The sequence below is a fragment of the Enterobacter sp. 168J2 genome, assembly GCF_034107265.1.
GTDB lineage: Bacteria > Pseudomonadota > Gammaproteobacteria > Enterobacterales > Enterobacteriaceae > Enterobacter > Enterobacter nematophilus.
Window position 1 is genome coordinate 1 of sequence record NZ_JAWNEB010000009.1, and the last position, 20,171, is coordinate 20,171.

A 20,171-nucleotide genomic window follows, 5' to 3' on the forward strand; every position below is an offset into this window, starting at 1 on the left:
GACCCCATGCCGAACTCAGAAGTGAAACGCCGTAGCGCCGATGGTAGTGTGGGGTCTCCCCATGTGAGAGTAGGGAACTGCCAGGCATTAATTAAGAAGAACCCCGTACCGGAAGGTGCGGGGTTTTTTGCTTTGTGCTTTTCCTCGCTGGCATTTCTCTTAATCCCTTATCCTGCTAATGGAATGTGTGATCTCTGTCTCAATGTTATTTATAACAAAATTATAACATTTCATTTACGAGGTAATTGAGTCTGCTGGCTCAATACGCCGCTGTTTATGGCAGGAGCATAATCACAATGACAGAAAGCATTGCATCAAACGGGACGCTGGCTAACAGCGATACCCGAAGAAGGGTATGGGCAATCGTCAGCGCCTCTTCAGGGAACCTGGTAGAATGGTTCGATTTTTACGTCTACTCATTCTGTTCACTCTACTTCGCACATATTTTCTTCCCCTCCGGCAACACCACGACGCAGCTTCTACAAACAGCAGGAGTATTTGCGGCAGGATTCTTAATGCGACCCATCGGTGGCTGGCTGTTTGGCCGCATTGCTGATCGTCGCGGGCGTAAGGCCTCCATGCTGATCTCCGTATGTATGATGTGCTTTGGTTCTCTGGTGATCGCCTGTTTACCAGGATATGAATCGATTGGTACCTGGGCTCCTGCGCTGCTTTTGCTGGCCCGCCTATTCCAGGGGTTATCGGTGGGCGGTGAATACGGCACCAGTGCGACCTATATGAGTGAAATTGCGCTGGAAGGCCGTAAAGGCTTTTACGCCTCATTCCAGTACGTCACGCTTATTGGTGGTCAACTGCTGGCGATTCTCGTCGTGGTGATCCTGCAGCAGATCCTGACAGACGAACAACTCCACGCCTGGGGATGGCGAATTCCTTTCGCGATGGGTGCCGTGCTGGCAGTTGTCGCACTTTGGCTACGTCGTCAGCTGGATGAAACCTCGCAGAAAGAGGTCAGAACGCTGAAGGAGGCGGGAACCTTTAAAGGGTTATGGCGTAACCGCAAGGCTTTCCTGATGGTGCTGGGCTTTACTGCGGGCGGTTCTCTCAGTTTTTACACGTTCACCACCTATATGCAGAAGTACCTGGTGAACACCACCGGGATGCACGCAAACGTCGCCAGCGTTGTAATGACCGTGGCGCTTTTTGTCTTTATGCTCATCCAACCGATCATCGGTGCGCTTTCGGATAAAATTGGCCGACGTACGTCGATGCTGATTTTTGGCGGGCTGTCGGCGTTGTGTACCGTACCTATTTTGTCTGCGCTCCAGCACGTATCATCGCCATATGCCGCATTTGCGCTGGTCATGATGGCAATGGTGATTGTCAGTTTCTATACCTCCATCAGCGGGATACTGAAAGCCGAAATGTTCCCGGCCCAGGTGCGTGCGCTGGGGGTTGGTCTTTCTTATGCGGTAGCCAACGCGTTGTTTGGCGGATCGGCGGAGTACGTTGCGCTGTCGCTTAAATCATGGGGAAGTGAAACGACATTCTTCTGGTACGTGACGGTAATGGGGGCGCTGGCCTTTGTTGTCTCCCTGATGCTGCATCGCAAAGGGAAAGGCATTCGTCTTTAATAATGCGCCATCTGCCACACGGCATAGCCGGTCGTTGCGCCGGCGACATCCCAGGCGAAATCTTTCCAGCTCCAGCCGCTCCCTGAGGGGCGGCTATCCCACAGTTCTTTTGATGCCCCAAGGCCCACTGAGAACATAAACCCTATCGCCGCGCTACGGTCCCGGCTGTATCCCTGATGCTGCGCGTACTCATTACCGGCTGCAGACAGCATAGCGGAAGCGAGGAAGTGTTGTGCTTTGTCCTGACCGGACCAGCTATCGTTGGCCATATGACTGCAGCCACTCAGAAAGAGGACGCTCAGTAACAGGAGGATGCGCATTATAGGGCTCCATAAAAAAGCCCTGCGGATAACAGGGCCTGGATATTACAGAATTCGGCTGATAAGTCGGTCAATACGGATACGACGCAAGCGGCGAATCAGCTTACGGACTTTCACCGGATAATCGGCAATGCTCTGCAGCTCGCGGTAATGATTAACCACCGTGGTATGCGTGCGAATCAACTCCAGTTCACGCTCACGCTGTGCGGCTAACTCATGCTGCGGGTCGTGGATCAGGATCGCGTTTTCCAGATCCAGTCGCCACGCGCGCGGGTTCAGGTTGTTACCGGTCAGCAGCATCCACTCATCGTCGACCCACATGCCTTTCAGATGATAACTGTTGTCTTCATCTTTCCACAGACGCACAACCAGCTGGTCAGTGTTTACGTAATACTGCAAACGGCTCAGGAAGCGGCGCAGGTTAATTTCGTAAAGGTAAGGCAGCGCACCGATGATTTTGAACGGCTGATCTTCAGGAATGAAGAAGTCGTTCGCCGTTTTATCCCCGACGATAATTTCCACTTTTTTACCATCGCGCAGCAGCTGAATGATATTACGCACCAGTACGGCAGGAAGGTTAAAGTACGGCGTGCAGATGGTGAGCTTTTGTTCCGCGCACGGCATCAGATGGAAGATCGTTTTATTCAGCAGGCTTGATTTGCCGAGCCCAACCAGCGGGGTAACGGATAACTCTTCGTTGTTTGCATCCCCCTGGAAATGATAGACCGCATCGCGCAGCTCCTGGCGGAAGGCGCGAACATCATTTTTGATCTCCGGGCTCTTAGGACGCTCAGGATCGTCAAGGCGATTAACGCCACGGCCGTGTACCAGGTTTTTATCAACCCAGTTAAACATGATATCGGCCATCTGCGGATTACGGATCAGATGGTAACGATCGTAGCGATATTTATCGAGCTGATGAAGGTAAACGTCATTAAGACTGGCGCCGCTGTACAGAACGCTGTCATCAATGATGAATCCTTTAAAATGGAGGACGCCGAGCGCTTCGCGGGTATTCACCGGTACGCCATAAACAGGCACATCGACGCCAGGATTTTCCTGCGCCGTGCGGCAATACCAGTCTGCATTGGTATTTGAAGCGGCCGCGCCAATACGGCCACGCTGGGCGCGATGCCAGTCAACCAGCACGCGAACATCCAGTTCTGGACGCTGACGCTTGGCTTCATAGAGCGCGTTCAGGATCGCGCGCCCGCCTTCATCTTGTTCAAGATACAGGGCCACAATGCAAATGCGTCGCCTGGCACTGGCAATCTTTTCCAGAAGCGTCTCCCGAAAATGAGCGGGAGCGTAAAAGAACTCTACATCATCAACTGACTGAGAAATCTTCGGTAGTTGAGCAAGGTGTTGTTGATGTTTATTACGCTTAAATTTTGACAACATCACAGTGCGTTTCTTCTCTGTTCATTGAAGGGTTGTCTGTCCCATGCAAACAACATAAGCGGACAATGATACCACCAGTCCTGTCCAAAGTGGGTAACATTTCCAGTAGCTTACTCGGGTTTGTCTGCTGATGTCAGGCCGAGGGATAGGGCGACAATACCTTCGTCCAGCTGAATATCAACGTCAAATCCGAGTTTTCGCGCCAGGGTCACCATACCGCGATTGTTCGGCATAGTAATGCCATTCAGACGTAACAATCCGTGATCTCGCGTATAACTGATGAGTTTTTCCAGCAGTCGTCTGCCCAGACCCAGGCCTTTAAGATCGGAGCGCACCAGCACAGCAAATTCCGCGTCGACGTTATCCGGGTCAGAAATTGCGCGCGTCACGCCCAGGATCTCATCGCCTTTATCAGAGCGCCGAACGGCGACAAACGCCATCTCTCGATCGTAGTCGATCTGGGTCATATTGGCTAAATCATCGTGGGTAAATTCGTTGATTTCGCTAAAGTAGCGGTAATAGAGATCTTCTTTCGTAACCTGAGAGATGAAGGTACGCAGCTGCGGTTCATCTTCCGGCAGGATAGGGCGGAACAGGGCGCGTTCCCCATTCTTCATCTCAACCCACTCCTCCAGCTGCAGAGGATACGGACGGATCGCCAGTCGGCTCTCTCTGTCCCCTTCGAATCGGGCGATATCCAGCGTCACGTCCAGCGCCGTAAACTCAGTGCCGGAGGCGAGCAGCGGATGGATATCCAGCCGCTGGATCTCCGCACAATCGACAATCAGGTTAGACACCTGCACCAGGAACTGACTCAGCCCGGCTATATCGAGCGGACGCAGGGCGCTGCGGCCACGGATCTTTTTGCTTTTAATCGCCTGAATGATCAGATAGCGCGCCAGATTCATGTTCAGCGGCGGTAGCGCCACCGCGGCCTGCTCCTCCGGACGCCACTCAACGCCGCCTTCTCCCAGCATAATGAGCGGACCGAAGACGGGATCGTGTTCAACCACCACCCGCAGTTCCTGAGCGCCCGCGCGGTTAGCCATGCTCTGCACCAGCAGCCCGTGGATCCGTGCCTGCGGCCAGGCCATTTTGACGCGATCGAAAATGGCATCGGCTGCCTGCTGCACCTCCGTTGCCGTACGCAGGTACAACATGACCCCCTGAACGTCCGACTTATGCGGGATATCGGGGGAACGCAGCTTAAGGGCGACCGGGTAGCCAATCTGTTCGGCTATATGTACGGCCTCAGCGCTGTCGCTGGCGATCCAGGTTGGCAGAGTTTGCATCCCGTAGCTGCCCAGTATGGGCTGCACTTCATGCGTATCAAGCGAGGTCGCACCTTCTTCGATAGCCTGCTGTAACAGTCGGTGAACGTCGACGGTATTCGCCGTCAGGTTACCGGGCAACGCCGGGGTCTCGCGTAACTGCTTCTGATTGCGCCGATATTCCACCATATGCATAAATGCCGTGATGGTGCCTTCCGGCGTGCGGTAGGTTGGCAGTCCGGCTTCACTGAACAAGCGTCGCGCCTCCTGAGAGGAAAACTCACCGCACCAGTTGGTCAGGAGGGTGACGTATTTGCCGCGCGGATGGTTTCGTACTGCCTCAATCAGCGCTCGCGCGCTTTCACTGCCCGGCGCGACCGCGCTGGGGGAGTGGATAATCATCAGCGCATCGAAATCCTGGCTGTCCAGCAAAATGGAGATTGCCCTGATATAGCGATCGCTGCTGGCGTCATCGCGCAAATCAAGGGGATTGCCGGGCGTCACGCTTGCCGGAAGCGCCTCTCTGAGACGTTGCAGCGTCTCTTCACCCAGCGTGGCCAGCTTGCCGTTACGTAGCCACAGCTCATCCAGCGCCAGCGCGGCGGGGGCCGCGCCATTGCTGACAATCATCAACTTCTCGCCGCGCAGCGGACGCATATGGCTTAGCGTCTCAACGGCGGAAAAAAGCTCGTGTGTATCCTGCACCCGCAGTAACCCCGCGCGCTGAATTGCAGCATCCCAGGCGGGGTCCATGCCGGAATGAGACTGCAGCAGACGCTGAGCCGCAGGGCTGCGGCCGCTTTTTATAACGAGGATCGGTTTATTGCGCGATGCGCTACGCGAAGCGGAAACAAAACGACGGGCGTCGCTCAGGTGTTCAAGATAAAGGAGGATTGCGCTGGTTTTACTGTCTCGCGCCAGGAAATCCAGCAGCTCGTCAACGTCGATATCCAGGCTGTCGCCCAGGGCTATGAAGTAGGAGAATCCCATTTCACGCTGCTGTGCCCAGTCGAGGATGGTGTTCGATACCGCAGCCGACTGCGAGATAAACGCCAGCTTGCCTTTACGGATCGGCACCGGGGAGAAGCTGGCGTTCAGCCCCTGCCAGGGCGCGAGCAGACCCAGGCTGTTCGGCCCAAGAATGCGCATTTGAAAGCGGCTGGCGCAGGCCAGCAGTTCGGGCTGCTGTTCAGGCGGAGACGAGAGAATAATGCAGGTTTTACATCCTTTCTTGCCGAGTGACTCCAGCAGTTCCGGATTGCGTTTGGCGTTTGTACACAGAACGGCGAGATCCGGTACGAAAGGCAGGCTCTCCACGTCCGGCCAGGCCAGCACGCCCTGAACGGCCTTATAAGCCGGCGTGACGGGCATAACGGGACCGTTAAATCCTCCGGCCAGCAGGTTGCGCATCATCAGATAGCCTGCACGATCCGGTTTCATTGATGCGCCGATGACGGCAATGGATTTAGGACGGAGTAGCGCTTCTAACCCTCTCTGGCTCATGCAGGCCTCCTGTGAATGCAAGCGACCTGATGATTTTAAACGCTTTCTGTCTCCGTTGCTGTGATGCTGCCCTTATGAACGGTTTTTCCCGCCAGATAGCGCTCCCGGAAACATGAGAAATGGTTGCCCAGGGCGCCTGCTGCAGCGGTATCTCCTGCTAAATCCAGCAGCGCGATGGCTACTTCGGCGGTGCAGTATTGCCCGTCAGCATGCGCTTCGCGCAGGCGGTAGGCCGAGACGCGGGAAAGATCGACAGAAATAACCGGCAGGGCGTCGAGGTAAGGGCTTTTGCGAAACATTTTCCGCGCTTCGGTCCAGGTACCGTCCAGCATAATAAACAGCGGCGGTTTTCCTGATGGCGGCGCAGTCAGAACCTGACGCTGTTCTCCTGCATAAGATGCCGGGAAAACCACCATCGGCTGGTAGTCCGGGCTTGCCACCAGGTCGAGCAGAGCCTGAGGTGGCTCAGTGCGCGACCACTGAAACGCGGCGGTATCCGGCAGAATATCGGCAATAAGACGCCCCGTATTGCTGGGCTTCATCGGCTCGGTATCGAACATCACCAGACAAAAGCGGCTCTCCGCCGTACTTGGGGCCAGCGTTTCGCACAGACACACCTTTAGCGGCAGCAGGCAGCGCTGACAGCGACGTATGCGGTTGCCACGAGCAAGAAAGGGGCGAGTCGCGCGCGCAAGGCGTTCGGCGCGTAATTTAAGGACGGCGTTATCAGTCATGGGCGAAATGGAGGAAAAACCCTATTTTCGCAGAGGCGGGAACGGGGCACAAGGTGTGCCCCGGGAATGTTACAGCGATTCGTTTAACCAGCTATCGAAGGGTGCTTTTGGAACCGCACCGTTGAGCATATCGATCACTTCACCATTTTTGAAAATCATGATGGTCGGGATACTGCGAATACGAAAACGTGCGCTCAGCTCGCGTTCGGCTTCGGTATTGACCTTAACGAACCGCATCTTTCCGCTGCGCTCTTCGGCAACATCTTCGAAGATCGGCGCAAAGCTGCGGCACGGACCGCACCATGGCGCCCAGAAATCGACCACCACCGGGAGATCGTCCTTGAGGAGTTTGTCCAGCGTAGCACCCGTCGCGTTAATGACATCGCCATCAAACAATTCATGGCCACAACGTCCGCATTTCGCACCATCTTCAATCCGATCGTCCGGAATGCGATTAAGAGCCTGACAGTTGGCACATACGGTATTCATAACTAACCTCTGATAGAGCCGTGGGACAGCGGCAGAACGCCGATAATGTTTCTAATATGTTACATATTATCAATGAGCCTGTTTGAAACAACAATGCGTTTTATTCAATGAGAACAATAGTCACAGGCTTTTGTACGAAATTATGGCTATGCGCTGGCACATCGGGTAATCTGCGCGCTTCGCGCAGCGCTGGTGGAGAAAAGCATGAACGACGAAATGAAAAATAAAAGCGGCAAGGTCAAAGTGATGTATGTCCGCAGTGATGATGACTCTGATAAACGCACCCAAAATCCGCGTACCGGAAAAGGGGGCGGGCGTCCGGCGTCCTCTCGTGCAGACGGTGGCCGTCGCCCCGCCCGCGATGACAGAAATAACCGCGGTGATGACCGCAAACGTGACGATCGTAAACGCGACGATCGTCCGCGTTCCGACCGCCCACGTAATGACCGCCCACGCGACGAGCGTCCGCGTGATGACTTCTCACGTGATAACGCCTCCCCGTGGCGCACCGTTTCTCGCGCCCCTGGCGATGAGACACCGGAAAAAGCCGATCACGGCGGCATCAGCGGTAAAAGCTTTATCGACCCGGAAGTGCTGCGTCGTCAGCGGGCGGAAGAGACCCGCGTATATGGCGAGAACGCCTGCCAGGCGCTGTTCCAGAGCCGTCCTGAGTGTATCGTCCGCGCCTGGTTTATCCAGAGCGTGACCCCGCGCTTCAAAGAAGCGCTGCGCTGGATGGCGGCGAACCGCAAAGCCTACCACGTGGTTGATGATGCTGAACTGACAAAAGCGTCCGGTACCGAGCACCACGGCGGCGTCTGCTTCCTGATCAAAAAACGTAACGGCACGACCGTTCAGCAGTGGGTCAGCCAGGCGGATGCCGATGACTGCGTGCTGGCGCTGGAAGACGTGGGCAACCCGCACAACCTGGGCGCAATGATGCGCAGCTGCGCGCATTTTGGCGTGAAGGGCGTGCTGCTGCAGGATGCCGCGCTGCTGGAGTCCGGTGCCGCGATCCGTACTGCGGAAGGCGGAGCCGAGCACGTACAGCCGATCACCGGCGACAGCGTTCTGGATGCCCTCGAGCAGTTCCGCAAAGCGGGCTATTCCATCGTGACCACATCCAGCCACGCCGGTACGCCGCTGTTTAAAGCGACGCTGCCGCGCAAGATGGTGCTGGTGTTGGGTCAGGAACGCGATGGTCTGTCTGACGCGGCGCTCTCCAGTGCGGATCTGAGCGTCTCTATCGACGGAACGGGCAATGTGGAAAGTCTGAACGTATCCGTTGCGACCGGCGTGCTGCTGGCCGAGTGGTGGCGTCAGAATAAAGCGTAAGCCTCTTATGTGCCGGGCCTGACCCGGCACATTCAAACCCTACTCGCTCTCTGCCGGCAACACAGGCATCCAGTCAATTGGCGTTTCGCCACGTTTTTCCAGCCATTCATTTGCCAGAACAAAATGATTACTGCCAAAGAAACCGCGATGGGCAGACAGCGGTGACGGGTGCGGTGCCTTCAACACGTGATGGCGCTGACGATCGATAATCGCCCCTTTCTTCTGCGCGTGAGAACCCCAGAGTAAAAACACAACCCCTTCACGATGCTCGTTAATCAGGCTGATAACTTTATCGGTAAAGGTTTCCCACCCAAGGCTGGCGTGCGAGTGCGCCTGTCCCGCCCGTACGGTGAGCACCGTGTTCAGTAACAGCACACCCTGGCGCGCCCAGCTTTCCAGATAACCGTGGTTGGGGCGGGTAAACCCGGGCACGGTTCCTTCCAGCTCTTTATACATGTTGAGCAGAGAAGGGGGGATAGCCACGCCTGGACGTACGGAAAACGCCAGCCCGTGCGCCTGCCCGGGGCCGTGATAGGGATCCTGGCCCAGAATGACGACTTTCACATCACTCAGCTCGGTATAGCGAAACGCGTTGAACACATCTTTTTGCGGCGGATAAATCGTCTGCCCGGACTGACGCTCAGCAGCAACGGTGCTGAGCGTATTGATAAAATAAGGCTGCTGCTTTTCTTCTGCCAGCACGTCATGCCAGGTTAAAGGTGTCGTCATGTCGCTCTCCTGCGAATCTCAATCTGTCACTAGCTTACCTGTTTAACTCTTGCGAGCAAAATTACGCGCTGAAATGCGTGCTAAGTAATTAAATTTATTTTGAAATGATGCAAGTTAAGTTGAAATGGTGGTGTCGTGAAATTGATCTAAAGCAATAAATTCAAACCACACTCTTTATGTGGTTGGTGTTTTTGTTGATTCAAATCAATAAATCGCCGTGGTGTGAATGATATATATACACACAAGAAACAATGGTTTTACCAATTGGCCGCGTAAGGCCAGCATCAGTTAATGTAGCCTAAGGGAGGCAACACATGATTACAGGTATCCAGATTACCAAAGCGGCAAATGACGATCTGCTCAACTCTTTCTGGCTGCTGGACAGCGAGAAAAATGAAGCGCGCTGTGTAGTCGCGAAAGCGGGTTTTGCTGAAGATGAAGTCGTGCCGGTGAACAAACTGGGCGAAATCGAATACCGTGAAATCCCAATGGAAGTGCAGCCGGAAGTGCGCGTTGAAGGGGGTCAGCACCTGAACGTTAACGTACTGCGCCGCGAAACGCTGATGGATGCCGTTGAGCACCCGGAAAAATACCCACAGCTGACAATCCGCGTGTCTGGTTATGCGGTTCGCTTTAACTCACTGACTCCAGAACAGCAGCGCGACGTTATCGCCCGTACCTTTACTGAAAGCCTGTAAGGCTTCAGCTACGGGGGGTGAATAAAAAAGCCGGGGATTTCCCCGGCTTTTTCTTACTCTTCAGTCTTCGTTTCCTGCGCTGCAGCGCTTGGCTTACGACGCTTACCAATGTTTTTGGTATCGCGGTGACGCTGCTTCACCCGCGGCTTCTCTTTTTCTTTCTCTTTTCTCTCAGCACGTTTCGCGAGCGCTTTCTTGGACGGTTTACCCGTCATTTTTTCGCTCGGCGCACGTGTGGTTGGGCGCAAGCCATCAATAACGCGCGCTTTCAGCGGCTCGTCAACATAGCGGCCAATTTTCTGCAGCAGCAGGTAGTCATGCGCTTCAACCAGTGAAATCGCAATCCCTTTGCGGCCCGCGCGACCGGTACGGCCGATGCGGTGCAGATAGGTATCGCCGCTGCGCGGCATATCGAAGTTAATGACATGGCTCACGTCAGGGATGTCGATCCCGCGTGCTGCAACGTCTGTTGCAACCAGCACGTTAACGCGGCCATCCGTCAGGCGCTTAATGCCTTCAGTACGCTTGATCTGCGCCATCTCACCTTCAAGATAGCAGTTGTTGATCCCGGCGTTACGCAGCATTTCAGCCAGCTCGTGCACGCGCTCGCGCTTACGCACAAACACGATGGTGCGGGTGGCGTCTTCCTGCTTCAGCAGGTGTTTGAGCAGTTCAACCTTGTGCTCAAGGTTGTCCGCACGGTAATACCACTGGTGGATCTTCTTACGCTCTCGCGTGGATGGCGTCGCAGAGACTTCCACCGGATCTTCCAGCAGGCGCTCTGCGAAGTCTTTAATCGCATCCCCTTCAAGGGTGGCAGAGAACAGCATCGTCTGGTTACGCCAGCGCGTTTCACCGGCAATATGCTCGATATCCTGCGCAAAGCCCATGTCCAACATGCGGTCCGCTTCGTCGAGGATCAGCGTTTCTACCGCGCGGCAGTCGAAGTTCTCTTCTTTAATATACTGCAGCAGGCGGCCCGTCGTCGCGACGACGATGTCCTGGTTTTCGCTGAACACTTCGGCGTGGTTCATATACGCAACGCCGCCGGTGATGGTCGCGATATCCAGATGCGTATTCGCCGCAAGTTCACGCGCGTGATCGGCAACCTGCATGGCCAGCTCGCGCGTAGGCGTCAGGATCAAAATACGCGGCGGGCCAGATTTTTTACGTGGAAAGTCGAGCAGGTGCTGCAACACAGGCAGCAAATAGGCTGCTGTCTTCCCCGTGCCGGTTGGCGCAGAACCGAGCACATCGCGGCCCTCAAGCGCAGGCGGAATGGCCGCTGCCTGAATGGCGGTCGGGCGTGTAAAGCCTTTGCTCTCAAGAGCATTGAGCAGGCTTTCATCGAGTTCAAGTTCGGAAAAAGTCGTTACAGTCATGTTCTACCTCTGTGTGGGGCGCTGATTATAGACGTTACGGCTGTAATCTTCATCTGTTTGTATGGATATCGCTTTGCGGCCACTTCGCTTTCCCCTATGCTACTCCAGTTTCACTTAGAAGGTTGTCCTGACATGTCTCAACTCAAAGCGCAGCTGCGCCGCGATGGTTTTACGTTTAAACAATTTTTTGTCGCTCACGATCGCTGTGCCATGAAAGTCGGTACAGACGGCATTTTACTGGGAGCATGGGCACCTGTCGCAGGTGTAAAGCGTATTCTTGATATCGGTACCGGCAGCGGGCTGGTGGCCTTGATGCTGGCGCAGCGTACTGAAGAGCATGTCACTATTGATGCCGTGGAGCTGGATGCGCAGGCCGCAGGGCAGGCGGGTGAAAACGCGGCCGAGTCCCCCTGGGCTGACCGGATAAGCGTTCAGTGCGCGGACGTGCTGGCTTGGGCGCCAGAGCAAACGGCGCGTTACGATCTGATCGTCAGCAACCCCCCTTACTACGAGCCCGGCGTGGAGTGCGGTTCACCGGAGCGTGAACAGGCGCGCTATACCGGTTCACTCGATCACAAAGCACTGCTCGTCAACGCGGCTGAACTTATCTCAGAAGAGGGCTTTTTCTGCGTGGTGCTGCCAGAAAGTACGGGCAATACGTTTATCGCTACCGCGCAGGAGATCGGCTGGACGTTACGTTTGCGAACTGACATCTCTGATACGGAAGGACGACTGCCGCACCGCGTACTGCTGGCGCTCTCGCCAAAAGAGGGGGAGTGTTTTAATGACCGCATGGTGATCCGTGGGCCAGACCAGCGTTATTCCGAAGATTACACCGCTCTGACCCAGGCGTTTTATTTGTTTATGTAAACCTGTGGGGCGAGTATCGACGGGCCGGACTCGGCAAGCTGATCCGGGTAGTCGAGTGTGTAGTGCAAACCGCGGCTCTCTTTACGCATCATCGCGCAGCGAACAATCAGCTCGGCAACCTGCACCAGATTGCGCAGCTCCAGCAGATTATTGGAGACGCGGAAATGGGCATAATATTCATCAATTTCCTGCTGCAGCATCGTAATGCGGCGCAACGCGCGTTCCAGACGTTTCGTGGTGCGCACAATCCCAACGTAGTCCCACATAAACAGCCGTAGCTCGTGCCAGTTGTGCTGGATCACTACCAGCTCGTCCGGGTTCTCCACGCGGCTTTCATCCCAGGCCGGTAAACGCTCTGTTTCACGGGCGTAAGGCATGCGCTTCGCGATGTCTTCTGCCGCTGACCAGCCGTACACCAGGCACTCAAGCAGCGAGTTAGACGCCATACGGTTCGCGCCGTGTAGCCCGGTATAGCTGACCTCGCCAATAGCATACAGACCGTCTACATCAGTGCGTCCGTGATCGTCAACCATCACGCCACCGCAGGTATAGTGGGCCGCAGGCACAATTGGCACCGGATCGCGTGTTAAATCAATGCCAAGATTGAGCAGCTTTTCGTAAATCATCGGGAAGTGCTGGCGAATGAATTCTGCGGGCTTATGGCTGATATCGAGATACATGCAGTCCACGCCAAGGCGCTTCATTTCGTGGTCGATGGCGCGGGCAACGATATCGCGCGGCGCCAGTTCACCCCGGGCGTCAAAGTCCGGCATAAAGCGGGTACCGTCAGGGCGCTTCAGATAAGCGCCTTCGCCGCGCAGGGCTTCCGTCAACAGGAAATTGCGCGCCTGAGGGTGGAACAGGGCGGTGGGGTGAAACTGATTAAATTCGAGATTCGCCACGCGGCAGCCGGCGCGCCAGGCCATGGCGATACCGTCTCCGGAAGCGATATCCGGATTCGTGGTGTATTGATACACCTTAGAGGCGCCACCCGTAGCCAGTACCACAGCCTTCGCCTGACAGGTTTCCACCTTCTCTTTATTACGGTTCCAGACCCACGCCCCCACCACGCGACGCGTGCCGGGCAGGCCTATCTTGTCGGAAATGATCAGGTCAACCGCGTTGCTCCGCTCAAGGACCCGGATGTTAGGATGGTTCAGCGCTTTGCTGACCAGCGTGGTTTCCACTTCTTTTCCGGTAGCATCCGCGGCGTGGAGGATGCGGCGGTGGCTATGGCCGCCTTCACGCGTTAAGTGGTAGCTCTCTTCACCGTTGGGCTGAACCTGAGTATCGAATAAAACACCCTGATCGATAAGCCACTGAACGCAATGGCGGGCATTGCTGGCGACAAACTCTGCCGCGTGTGCATCCACGATCCCGGCCCCGGCAATCAGCGTATCTTCAACATGTGACGCGATGCTGTCGGTCTCGTCAAATACCGCGGCAATACCGCCCTGAGCATAAAATGTGGAGCCTTCGCTTATCGGGCCTTTGCTCAGAACGATGACGTTCTGATGTTCGGCCAGACGCAGCGCCAGAGAGAGACCGGCAGCGCCGCTGCCGATGATCAGTACATCACAATGAAGTTCAGGTGTTGTGTTCATGATTGTTGTTTAATTTACTAAACAGTGTTGGGGCAGAATAGCACCTGAATGCGAGATATCGCACGTTTTTTTTAATGAGAGTTGCAATGGCTAAACGCACAGGCCGGGGTAAACGAAGGGTAAATGAATGAAATTATTTTGCGAAGCAGATCGTTAGCGTCAGATTTTGTGGTGAAATAAAGCCTGTGTTGCGTTACTCTTCTGGCGGGAAAAAGATGTTTCTTGTCAGAAAGTGGTGCGTATCGTGAACAGACTTATAATGAGAGAAAATGAATGGTCTGCGGCGCGATGAACAAAAACAAAGGCGTTACGGAACTTATTGAAGATCGGACACTCTAACCTGGTGCTTGCTCAAAGTGCGGTAGTTATAGAGTGGCGTTTCGATAACGCGTGGAATTTAGGTTTGGGGAGACATTACCTCGGATGAGCGAGCAGTTAACGGACCAGGTCCTGGTTGAACGGGTCCAGAAGGGAGATCAGAAAGCCTTTAACTTACTGGTGGTGCGCTACCAGCATAAGGTGGCGAGTCTGGTTTCCCGCTATGTACCGTCAGGTGATGTACCTGATGTGGTGCAAGAGTCTTTTATTAAGGCCTATCGCGCGCTGGAATCTTTCCGGGGAGATAGTGCTTTTTATACCTGGCTGTACCGTATTGCTGTCAATACGGCAAAGAATTATCTGGTTGCTCAGGGCCGTCGTCCGCCGTCCAGTGATGTAGACGCTATCGACGCCGAAAACTTCGAAAGTGGCGGTGCGCTGAAAGAAATTTCGAACCCTGAGAACTTAATGTTGTCAGAAGAACTGAGACAAATTGTTTTTCGCACGATCGAGTCGCTCCCGGAAGATTTACGCATGGCAATTACGTTACGGGAGCTTGATGGTCTGAGCTATGAAGAGATAGCCGCTATCATGGATTGTCCGGTCGGCACGGTACGTTCACGAATTTTCCGTGCGCGAGAAGCTATTGATAATAAAGTTCAACCGCTTATCAGGCGTTGACGATAGCGGGATACTGGAAAAGGTATTAGGCATGCAGAAAGAAAAACTTTCCGCTTTAATGGATGGTGAGACGCTGGATAGTGAGCTGCTCAACGAGCTGTCTCATTCTCCCGAAATGCAAGAGACCTGGGAGAGTTACCATCTCATCCGTGACACGCTGCGCGGTGATACCGGAGAGGTTCTCCATTTCGATATCTCAGCCCGCGTGATGGCGGCCATCGAGAATGAGCCTGTTCATCAGACCACTCCGCTGATTCCTGAAGCTCAACCCGCACCGCACCAGTGGCAGAAAATGCCGTTCTGGCATAAGGTGCGTCCGTGGGCCAGCCAGCTCACCCAAATGGGGGTGGCTGCATGCGTATCGCTTGCAGTTATCGTTGGCGTCCAGCACTATAATACTCAGTCTGAAACTAATCAGCAGCCAGAAGCGCCAGTGTTTAACACACTGCCGATGATGGGCAAAGCCAGCCCGGTAAGTCTGGGCGTACCGGCTGATGCCTCCGCCAGCGGCGGTCAGCAACAGCAGGTTCAGGAGCAGCGCCGTCGCATTAATGCGATGTTGCAGGATTACGAGTTGCAGCGTCGTCTGCACTCTGAACAGCTTCAGTTTGAGCAGGCCCAAACCCAGCAAGCTGCTGTGCAGGTGCCCGGAAACCAAACTTTAGGAACGCAATCGCAGTAATGAAGCAACTTTGGTTCGCCATGTCTCTGATGGCGGCTAGCCTGTTCTTCTCTGCTAACGCCTCGGCTGATGTTTCATCCGGGGCGTTGTTGCAGCAAATGAATCTGGCCAGCCAGTCACTCAATTACGAGTTGGCATTTATCAGCATCAATAAGCAGGGCGTCGAGTCGTTACGCTACCGCCATGCCCGTCTTGATAACCAGCCACTCGCCCAGCTTTTACAGATGGATGGCCCGCGTCGGGAAGTTGTCCAGCGTGGCAACGAAATCAGCTATTTCGAGCCCGGTCTGGAGCCTTTCACGCTGAATGGCGACTATATCGTTGATTCTTTGCCGTCGCTTATCTATACCGACTTCAAGCGGCTTGCCCCTTACTATGATTTTATTTCGGTAGGGCGTACCCGTATTGCAGACAGGCTGTGTGAAGTGATCCGCGTGGTTGCACGCGATGGCACGCGCTACAGCTATATCGTCTGGATTGATGCGGAAACCAAGCTGCCGATGCGCGTGGACCTGCTCGACCGCGACGGCGAGACGCTTGAACAGTTCCGCGTTATCTCCTTCAGCGTGAACAATCAGGTTGGCAACAGTATGCAGAATCTGGCGAAGGCCAGCCTGCCGCCGCTGCTTTCTGTTCCTGCAGGGGACTCCGCTAATTTCAACTGGGTTCCTTCCTGGATACCGCAAGGCTTTAGCGAAGTGTCCAGCAGCCGTCGTCAGCTGCCCACCATTGATACGCCGGTTGAATCACGCCTCTATTCCGATGGCTTGTTCAGCTTCTCGGTGAATATCAACCGCGCAACGGCAAACAGCGCTGAACAAATGCTTCGTACCGGGCGTCGTACGGTCAGCACCACGGTACGAGATAACGCAGAGATCACGATTGTGGGGGAATTACCTCCGCAGACGGCGAAGCGCATTTCAGACAGCATTAAATTCAGGGCCGCACAATGATTAAAGAGTGGGCGACCGTTGTCTCCTGGCAGAATGGCATTGCGCTGGTCAGCTGTGATGTTAAAGCCTCATGCAATAGCTGCGCATCCCGAGCCGGTTGTGGCAGCCGCGTGCTGAATAAGTTAGGACCACAGACATCGCATACGATCTCCGTGCCGAGCGAACAGCCGCTGGTGGCGGGTCAGAAGGTGGAGCTGGGCATTACGGAAGGCAGTCTGCTGAGTTCCGCGATGTTGGTCTATCTCTCCCCGCTGGTGGGGCTGTTTGCCATGGGCGGCCTTTTCCAGATGCTGTTTGGTACCGACGTGGCCGCCATGTGCGGTGCTGCTTTGGGTGGCGTAGGGGGATTTTGGCTTGCCAAAGGCATCTCACCGAAGCTCGCCGCGCGCGAAGAGTGGCAGCCCGTTATTCTGAGCGTTGCGCTGGCGCCTGACCAACTTCGCGTCGAGACGCTCTCTTCTGAGGCCCGGTGATCCACCGGGCTTTATCATTATTTACATCTCAAAAAAGAAAACGCCATTTCTTCGCGCTATGCTTGGGTCTAAGTGCATTTCCAGGTTGCGGGTATGTAGTGTAGAATGCTGCGTTTTCGCACTGAAAAACGTCAGGCTAAGAACAGCGGCCTCCAGGAATTCGTAAGGCATAATTATTTAACTATATGAAGAACATACGTAACTTTTCGATCATTGCTCACATTGACCACGGTAAGTCGACGCTGTCTGACCGTATTATCCAGATTTGCGGTGGCCTGTCTGATCGTGAAATGGCAGCCCAGGTACTGGACTCCATGGACCTGGAACGCGAACGCGGTATTACCATCAAAGCGCAGAGCGTGACGCTCGACTATAAAGCTTCTGATGGCGAAACCTATCAACTGAACTTTATCGACACCCCAGGCCACGTTGACTTCTCCTATGAAGTTTCACGCTCGCTGGCGGCCTGTGAAGGCGCGCTGCTGGTTGTCGATGCCGGGCAGGGCGTTGAAGCCCAGACCCTGGCGAACTGCTACACCGCGATGGAGATGGATCTCGAGGTTGTGCCGGTTCTGAACAAAATCGATCTGCCAGCTGCCGATCCTGAGCGCGTGGCGGAAGAGATTGAAGACATTGTCGGCATTGACGCGACCGACGCCGTGCGCTGCTCCGCGAAAACCGGCGTGGGTGTTCCAGATGTGCTGGAACGTCTGGTGCGTGACATTCCACCACCGGAAGGTGACCCGGATGCCCCGCTGCAGGCGCTGATCATCGACTCATGGTTCGATAACTACCTGGGCGTGGTCTCTCTGGTGCGTATTAAAAACGGCACCATGCGTAAAGGCGACAAAATCAAGGTTATGAGTACCGGACAGGTCTACAACGCAGACCGTCTGGGTATCTTCACGCCAAAACAGGTTGACCGTACCGAGCTGAAATGCGGCGAGGTAGGCTGGCTGGTCTGTGCGATTAAAGACATCCTCGGCGCGCCAGTGGGCGATACCCTGACCGGCGCGCGTAACCCGGCAGACAAAGCGCTGCCAGGCTTCAAAAAGGTGAAACCGCAGGTTTACGCGGGTCTGTTCCCGGTCAGCTCTGACGACTACGAAAACTTCCGCGATGCGCTCGGCAAGCTGAGCCTGAACGACGCCTCCCTGTTCTACGAGCCAGAAAGTTCAACGGCGCTGGGCTTCGGCTTCCGCTGCGGCTTCCTCGGCCTGCTGCACATGGAGATCATTCAGGAGCGTCTGGAGCGTGAATACGATCTGGATCTGATCACCACGGCACCGACCGTAGTCTACGAAGTGGAAACCACTTCGAAAGAAGTGATCTACGTCGACAGCCCGTCCAAGCTGCCGCCGCTGAACAACATTCACGAGCTGCGCGAGCCTATCGCAGAGTGTCATATGCTGCTGCCGCAGGAGTTCCTGGGCAACGTCATCACGCTCTGTATTGAGAAGCGTGGCGTACAGACCAACATGGTTTACCACGGTAACCAGGTGGCGCTGACCTATGAAATCCCGATGGCGGAAGTGGTACTCGACTTCTTCGACCGTCTGAAGTCTACCTCCCGTGGCTATGCGTCACTGGATTACAACTTCAAACGTTTCCAGGCCTCCAACATGGTGCGCGTGGACGTGCTGATCAACGGCGAGCGTGTGGATGCGCTGGCGCTGATCACCCACAACGACAATGCGCCGTACCGTGGCCGCGAGCTGGTTGAGAAGATGAAAGATCTGATCCCGCGTCAGCAGTTCGACATTGCGATTCAGGCAGCGATTGGCAACCACATCATCGCGCGCTCTACGGTGAAACAGCTGCGTAAAAACGTTCTGGCGAAGTGCTACGGCGGTGACGTCAGCCGTAAGAAAAAGCTGCTGCAGAAGCAGAAAGAAGGTAAGAAGCGTATGAAGCAGGTCGGTAACGTTGAGCTGCCGCAGGAAGCATTCCTTGCCATTCTTCATGTCGGTAAAGACGGCAAATAACCTTTAAGGAGTTGGCATGGCGAACATGTTTGCCCTGATCCTGGTCATCGCTACGCTGGTGACAGGCCTGCTGTGGTGTCTGGATAAGTTTATCTTCGCCCCAAAACGCCGTGAACGTCAGGCTGCCGCGCAGGCAGCGACTGGCGACCAGCTGGACGCGAAAACCCTGAAGAAAGTTGGCCCGAAACCGGGCTGGCTGGAGACGGGCGCGTCGGTATTCCCGGTGCTGGCGATTGTGCTGGTGGTACGTTCGTTTATTTACGAGCCGTTCCAGATCCCATCAGGTTCCATGATGCCAACGCTGCTGATTGGGGATTTTATTCTGGTGGAGAAGTTTGCCTACGGCATTAAAGATCCTATCTACCAGAAAACGCTGATCGAAACCGGTCATCCGAAACGTGGCGACATCGTGGTATTTAAATATCCGGAAGATCCGCGTCTGGACTACATCAAGCGTGCGGTAGGCCTGCCGGGTGATAAAGTAACCTACGATCCGGTTGCGAAGGAAATAACCGTTCAGCCGGGCTGCAGCTCCGGTACCGCGTGTGAAAACGCGCTGCCAATCACCTACTCAAACGTTGAGCCAAGTGATTTTGTGCAGACCTTCGCCCGTCGTAACGGCGGTGAGGCGACCAGCGGGTTCTTCCAGTTGCCGAAAGGTGAAACCAAAGAGAACGGTATCCGCCTGGTCGAGCGTAAAGAGACGCTGGGCGACGTGACGCACCGCATCCTGACCGTGCCAATCGCGCAGGATCAAGTGGGGATGTATTACAAACAGCCGGGTCAGCAGCTGGCCAGCTGGATCGTACCGCCGGGACACTACTTCATGATGGGTGATAACCGCGATAACTCCGCGGACAGCCGTTACTGGGGCTTTGTGCCGGAAGCGAATCTGGTGGGTAAAGCAACCGCGATCTGGATGAGTTTTGAGAAGCAGGAAGGCGAATGGCCGACCGGCGTACGCCTGAATCGTATTGGCGGAATCCATTAATTCTCAGGAAAAGAACACGTAGCCGCGTTATTTCGCGGCTATGTGAATTATTTCCTCGATAAATCTCTTTGAACTAACGACATCCCCTGTCGTTGTGTATAGAATATTCCCCCGAAGTTTAAGGTTGGCCCTGCAAGGGTGCCACGGCACACGAAACCGC

The 20,171-nt window shown here is 55.0% G+C and carries 19 protein-coding genes and 1 rRNA gene; 12 read left to right on the forward strand and 8 right to left on the reverse strand.

Annotation, left to right across the window (positions count from 1 at the left end):
- Positions 1 to 86 (forward strand): 5S ribosomal RNA (rrf, locus tag USG84_RS19010); the annotation flags it as partial.
- A gap of 210 nt (positions 87 to 296) precedes the next feature.
- On the forward strand, positions 297 to 1,592 hold the full coding sequence (locus USG84_RS19015) for an MFS transporter (protein ID WP_151414125.1): 1,296 nt from the start codon (positions 297 to 299) through the stop codon (positions 1,590 to 1,592).
- On the opposite strand, the gene USG84_RS19020 is transcribed toward USG84_RS19015, so the two are convergent.
- The 5 genes from USG84_RS19020 to trxC all read right to left on the reverse strand — a co-directional run bounded on the left by USG84_RS19020 (position 1,589) and on the right by trxC (position 7,310).
- Positions 1,589 to 1,912 carry a YfiM family lipoprotein gene (locus USG84_RS19020; protein ID WP_151414124.1) on the reverse strand — a complete coding sequence of 108 codons (324 nt, stop codon included), beginning with the start codon at positions 1,910 to 1,912 and terminating at the stop codon, positions 1,589 to 1,591. The genes USG84_RS19015 and USG84_RS19020 overlap by 4 nt on opposite strands.
- A 45-nt stretch (positions 1,913 to 1,957) precedes the next feature.
- Entirely contained in the window at positions 1,958 to 3,313 is a 1,356-nt protein-coding gene (gene pssA / locus USG84_RS19025; RefSeq protein ID WP_151414127.1) for a CDP-diacylglycerol--serine O-phosphatidyltransferase, read from the reverse strand.
- 110 nt (positions 3,314 to 3,423) lie between these two features.
- A complete protein-coding gene (locus USG84_RS19035; RefSeq protein WP_253543054.1) occupies positions 3,424 to 6,087 on the reverse strand; it encodes a bifunctional acetate--CoA ligase family protein/GNAT family N-acetyltransferase in 2,664 nt (887 codons plus the stop codon).
- Between the two features lie 35 nt (positions 6,088 to 6,122).
- Complete coding sequence (gene tapT / locus USG84_RS19040) at positions 6,123 to 6,821, reverse strand: tRNA-uridine aminocarboxypropyltransferase (protein WP_045260163.1); 699 nt, start codon at positions 6,819 to 6,821, stop codon at positions 6,123 to 6,125.
- A 69-nt stretch (positions 6,822 to 6,890) separates the two neighbouring features.
- Positions 6,891 to 7,310 carry a thioredoxin TrxC gene (trxC, locus tag USG84_RS19045; RefSeq protein ID WP_061097357.1) on the reverse strand — a complete coding sequence of 140 codons (420 nt, stop codon included), beginning with the start codon at positions 7,308 to 7,310 and terminating at the stop codon, positions 6,891 to 6,893.
- Positions 7,311 to 7,514: 204 nt separating this feature from the next.
- On the opposite strand from trxC, the gene USG84_RS19050 reads away from it, so the two are divergent.
- Positions 7,515 to 8,645, forward strand: coding sequence for a tRNA/rRNA methyltransferase (locus USG84_RS19050; RefSeq protein ID WP_253543051.1), 1,131 nt, complete (start codon positions 7,515 to 7,517; stop codon positions 8,643 to 8,645).
- 39 nt (positions 8,646 to 8,684) lie between these two features.
- Here USG84_RS19050 and ung read toward each other — a convergent pair whose 3' ends face one another.
- The gene (gene ung, locus USG84_RS19055) at positions 8,685 to 9,374 is read right to left on the reverse strand and encodes a uracil-DNA glycosylase (RefSeq protein ID WP_023333064.1); all 690 of its coding nucleotides are present in this window, start codon (positions 9,372 to 9,374) and stop codon (positions 8,685 to 8,687) included.
- Between the two features lie 314 nt (positions 9,375 to 9,688).
- On the opposite strand from ung, the gene grcA reads away from it, so the two are divergent.
- Positions 9,689 to 10,072, forward strand: coding sequence for an autonomous glycyl radical cofactor GrcA (gene grcA / locus USG84_RS19060; protein ID WP_061097359.1), 384 nt, complete (start codon positions 9,689 to 9,691; stop codon positions 10,070 to 10,072).
- A 53-nt stretch (positions 10,073 to 10,125) separates the two neighbouring features.
- On the opposite strand, the gene srmB is transcribed toward grcA, so the two are convergent.
- Positions 10,126 to 11,454: an ATP-dependent RNA helicase SrmB gene (gene srmB / locus USG84_RS19065; protein ID WP_041908660.1), complete on the reverse strand. Its 1,329-nt coding sequence runs from the start codon at positions 11,452 to 11,454 to the stop codon at positions 10,126 to 10,128.
- Between the two features lie 132 nt (positions 11,455 to 11,586).
- Between srmB and trmN the strand changes: the two genes are divergently transcribed.
- Positions 11,587 to 12,324, forward strand: a complete 738-nt coding sequence (gene trmN, locus USG84_RS19070) for a tRNA(1)(Val) (adenine(37)-N(6))-methyltransferase TrmN (protein WP_151414123.1) — start codon at positions 11,587 to 11,589, stop codon at positions 12,322 to 12,324.
- Here trmN and nadB read toward each other — a convergent pair.
- The gene (nadB, locus tag USG84_RS19075) at positions 12,309 to 13,928 is read right to left on the reverse strand and encodes an L-aspartate oxidase (protein WP_061097362.1); all 1,620 of its coding nucleotides are present in this window, start codon (positions 13,926 to 13,928) and stop codon (positions 12,309 to 12,311) included. The two genes, trmN and nadB, sit on opposite strands and share 16 nt — an antisense overlap.
- Before the next feature lie 343 nt (positions 13,929 to 14,271).
- Here nadB and rseD point away from each other — a divergent pair, with 343 nt between their 5' ends.
- The 7 genes from rseD (at position 14,272) to lepB (ending at position 20,011) form a co-directional block, all read left to right on the forward strand.
- A complete protein-coding gene (gene rseD, locus USG84_RS24090; protein ID WP_231940818.1) occupies positions 14,272 to 14,355 on the forward strand; it encodes a rpoE leader peptide RseD in 84 nt (27 codons plus the stop codon).
- On the forward strand, positions 14,352 to 14,927 hold the full coding sequence (rpoE, locus tag USG84_RS19080; protein ID WP_028014102.1) for an RNA polymerase sigma factor RpoE: 576 nt from the start codon (positions 14,352 to 14,354) through the stop codon (positions 14,925 to 14,927). Before rseD ends, rpoE begins: the two co-directional genes overlap by 4 nt.
- 31 nt (positions 14,928 to 14,958) lie before the next feature.
- The gene (gene rseA / locus USG84_RS19085; RefSeq protein ID WP_061097363.1) at positions 14,959 to 15,609 is read left to right on the forward strand and encodes an anti-sigma-E factor RseA; all 651 of its coding nucleotides are present in this window, start codon (positions 14,959 to 14,961) and stop codon (positions 15,607 to 15,609) included.
- Positions 15,609 to 16,562 (forward strand): sigma-E factor regulatory protein RseB, encoded by a 954-nt coding sequence (rseB, locus tag USG84_RS19090; protein WP_061097364.1) that lies wholly within the window; start codon positions 15,609 to 15,611, stop codon positions 16,560 to 16,562. The genes rseA and rseB overlap by 1 nt, the downstream gene beginning before the upstream one ends.
- A complete protein-coding gene (gene rseC / locus USG84_RS19095) occupies positions 16,559 to 17,035 on the forward strand; it encodes a SoxR-reducing system protein RseC (protein ID WP_151414122.1) in 477 nt (158 codons plus the stop codon). The genes rseB and rseC overlap by 4 nt, the downstream gene beginning before the upstream one ends.
- Before the next feature lie 185 nt (positions 17,036 to 17,220).
- Positions 17,221 to 19,020, forward strand: coding sequence for a translation elongation factor 4 (gene lepA, locus USG84_RS19100; protein ID WP_061097366.1), 1,800 nt, complete (start codon positions 17,221 to 17,223; stop codon positions 19,018 to 19,020).
- Between the two features lie 16 nt (positions 19,021 to 19,036).
- Positions 19,037 to 20,011 carry a signal peptidase I gene (lepB, locus tag USG84_RS19105; protein WP_151414121.1) on the forward strand — a complete coding sequence of 325 codons (975 nt, stop codon included), beginning with the start codon at positions 19,037 to 19,039 and terminating at the stop codon, positions 20,009 to 20,011.
- The last annotated feature ends 160 nt before the right edge of the window (positions 20,012 to 20,171 follow it).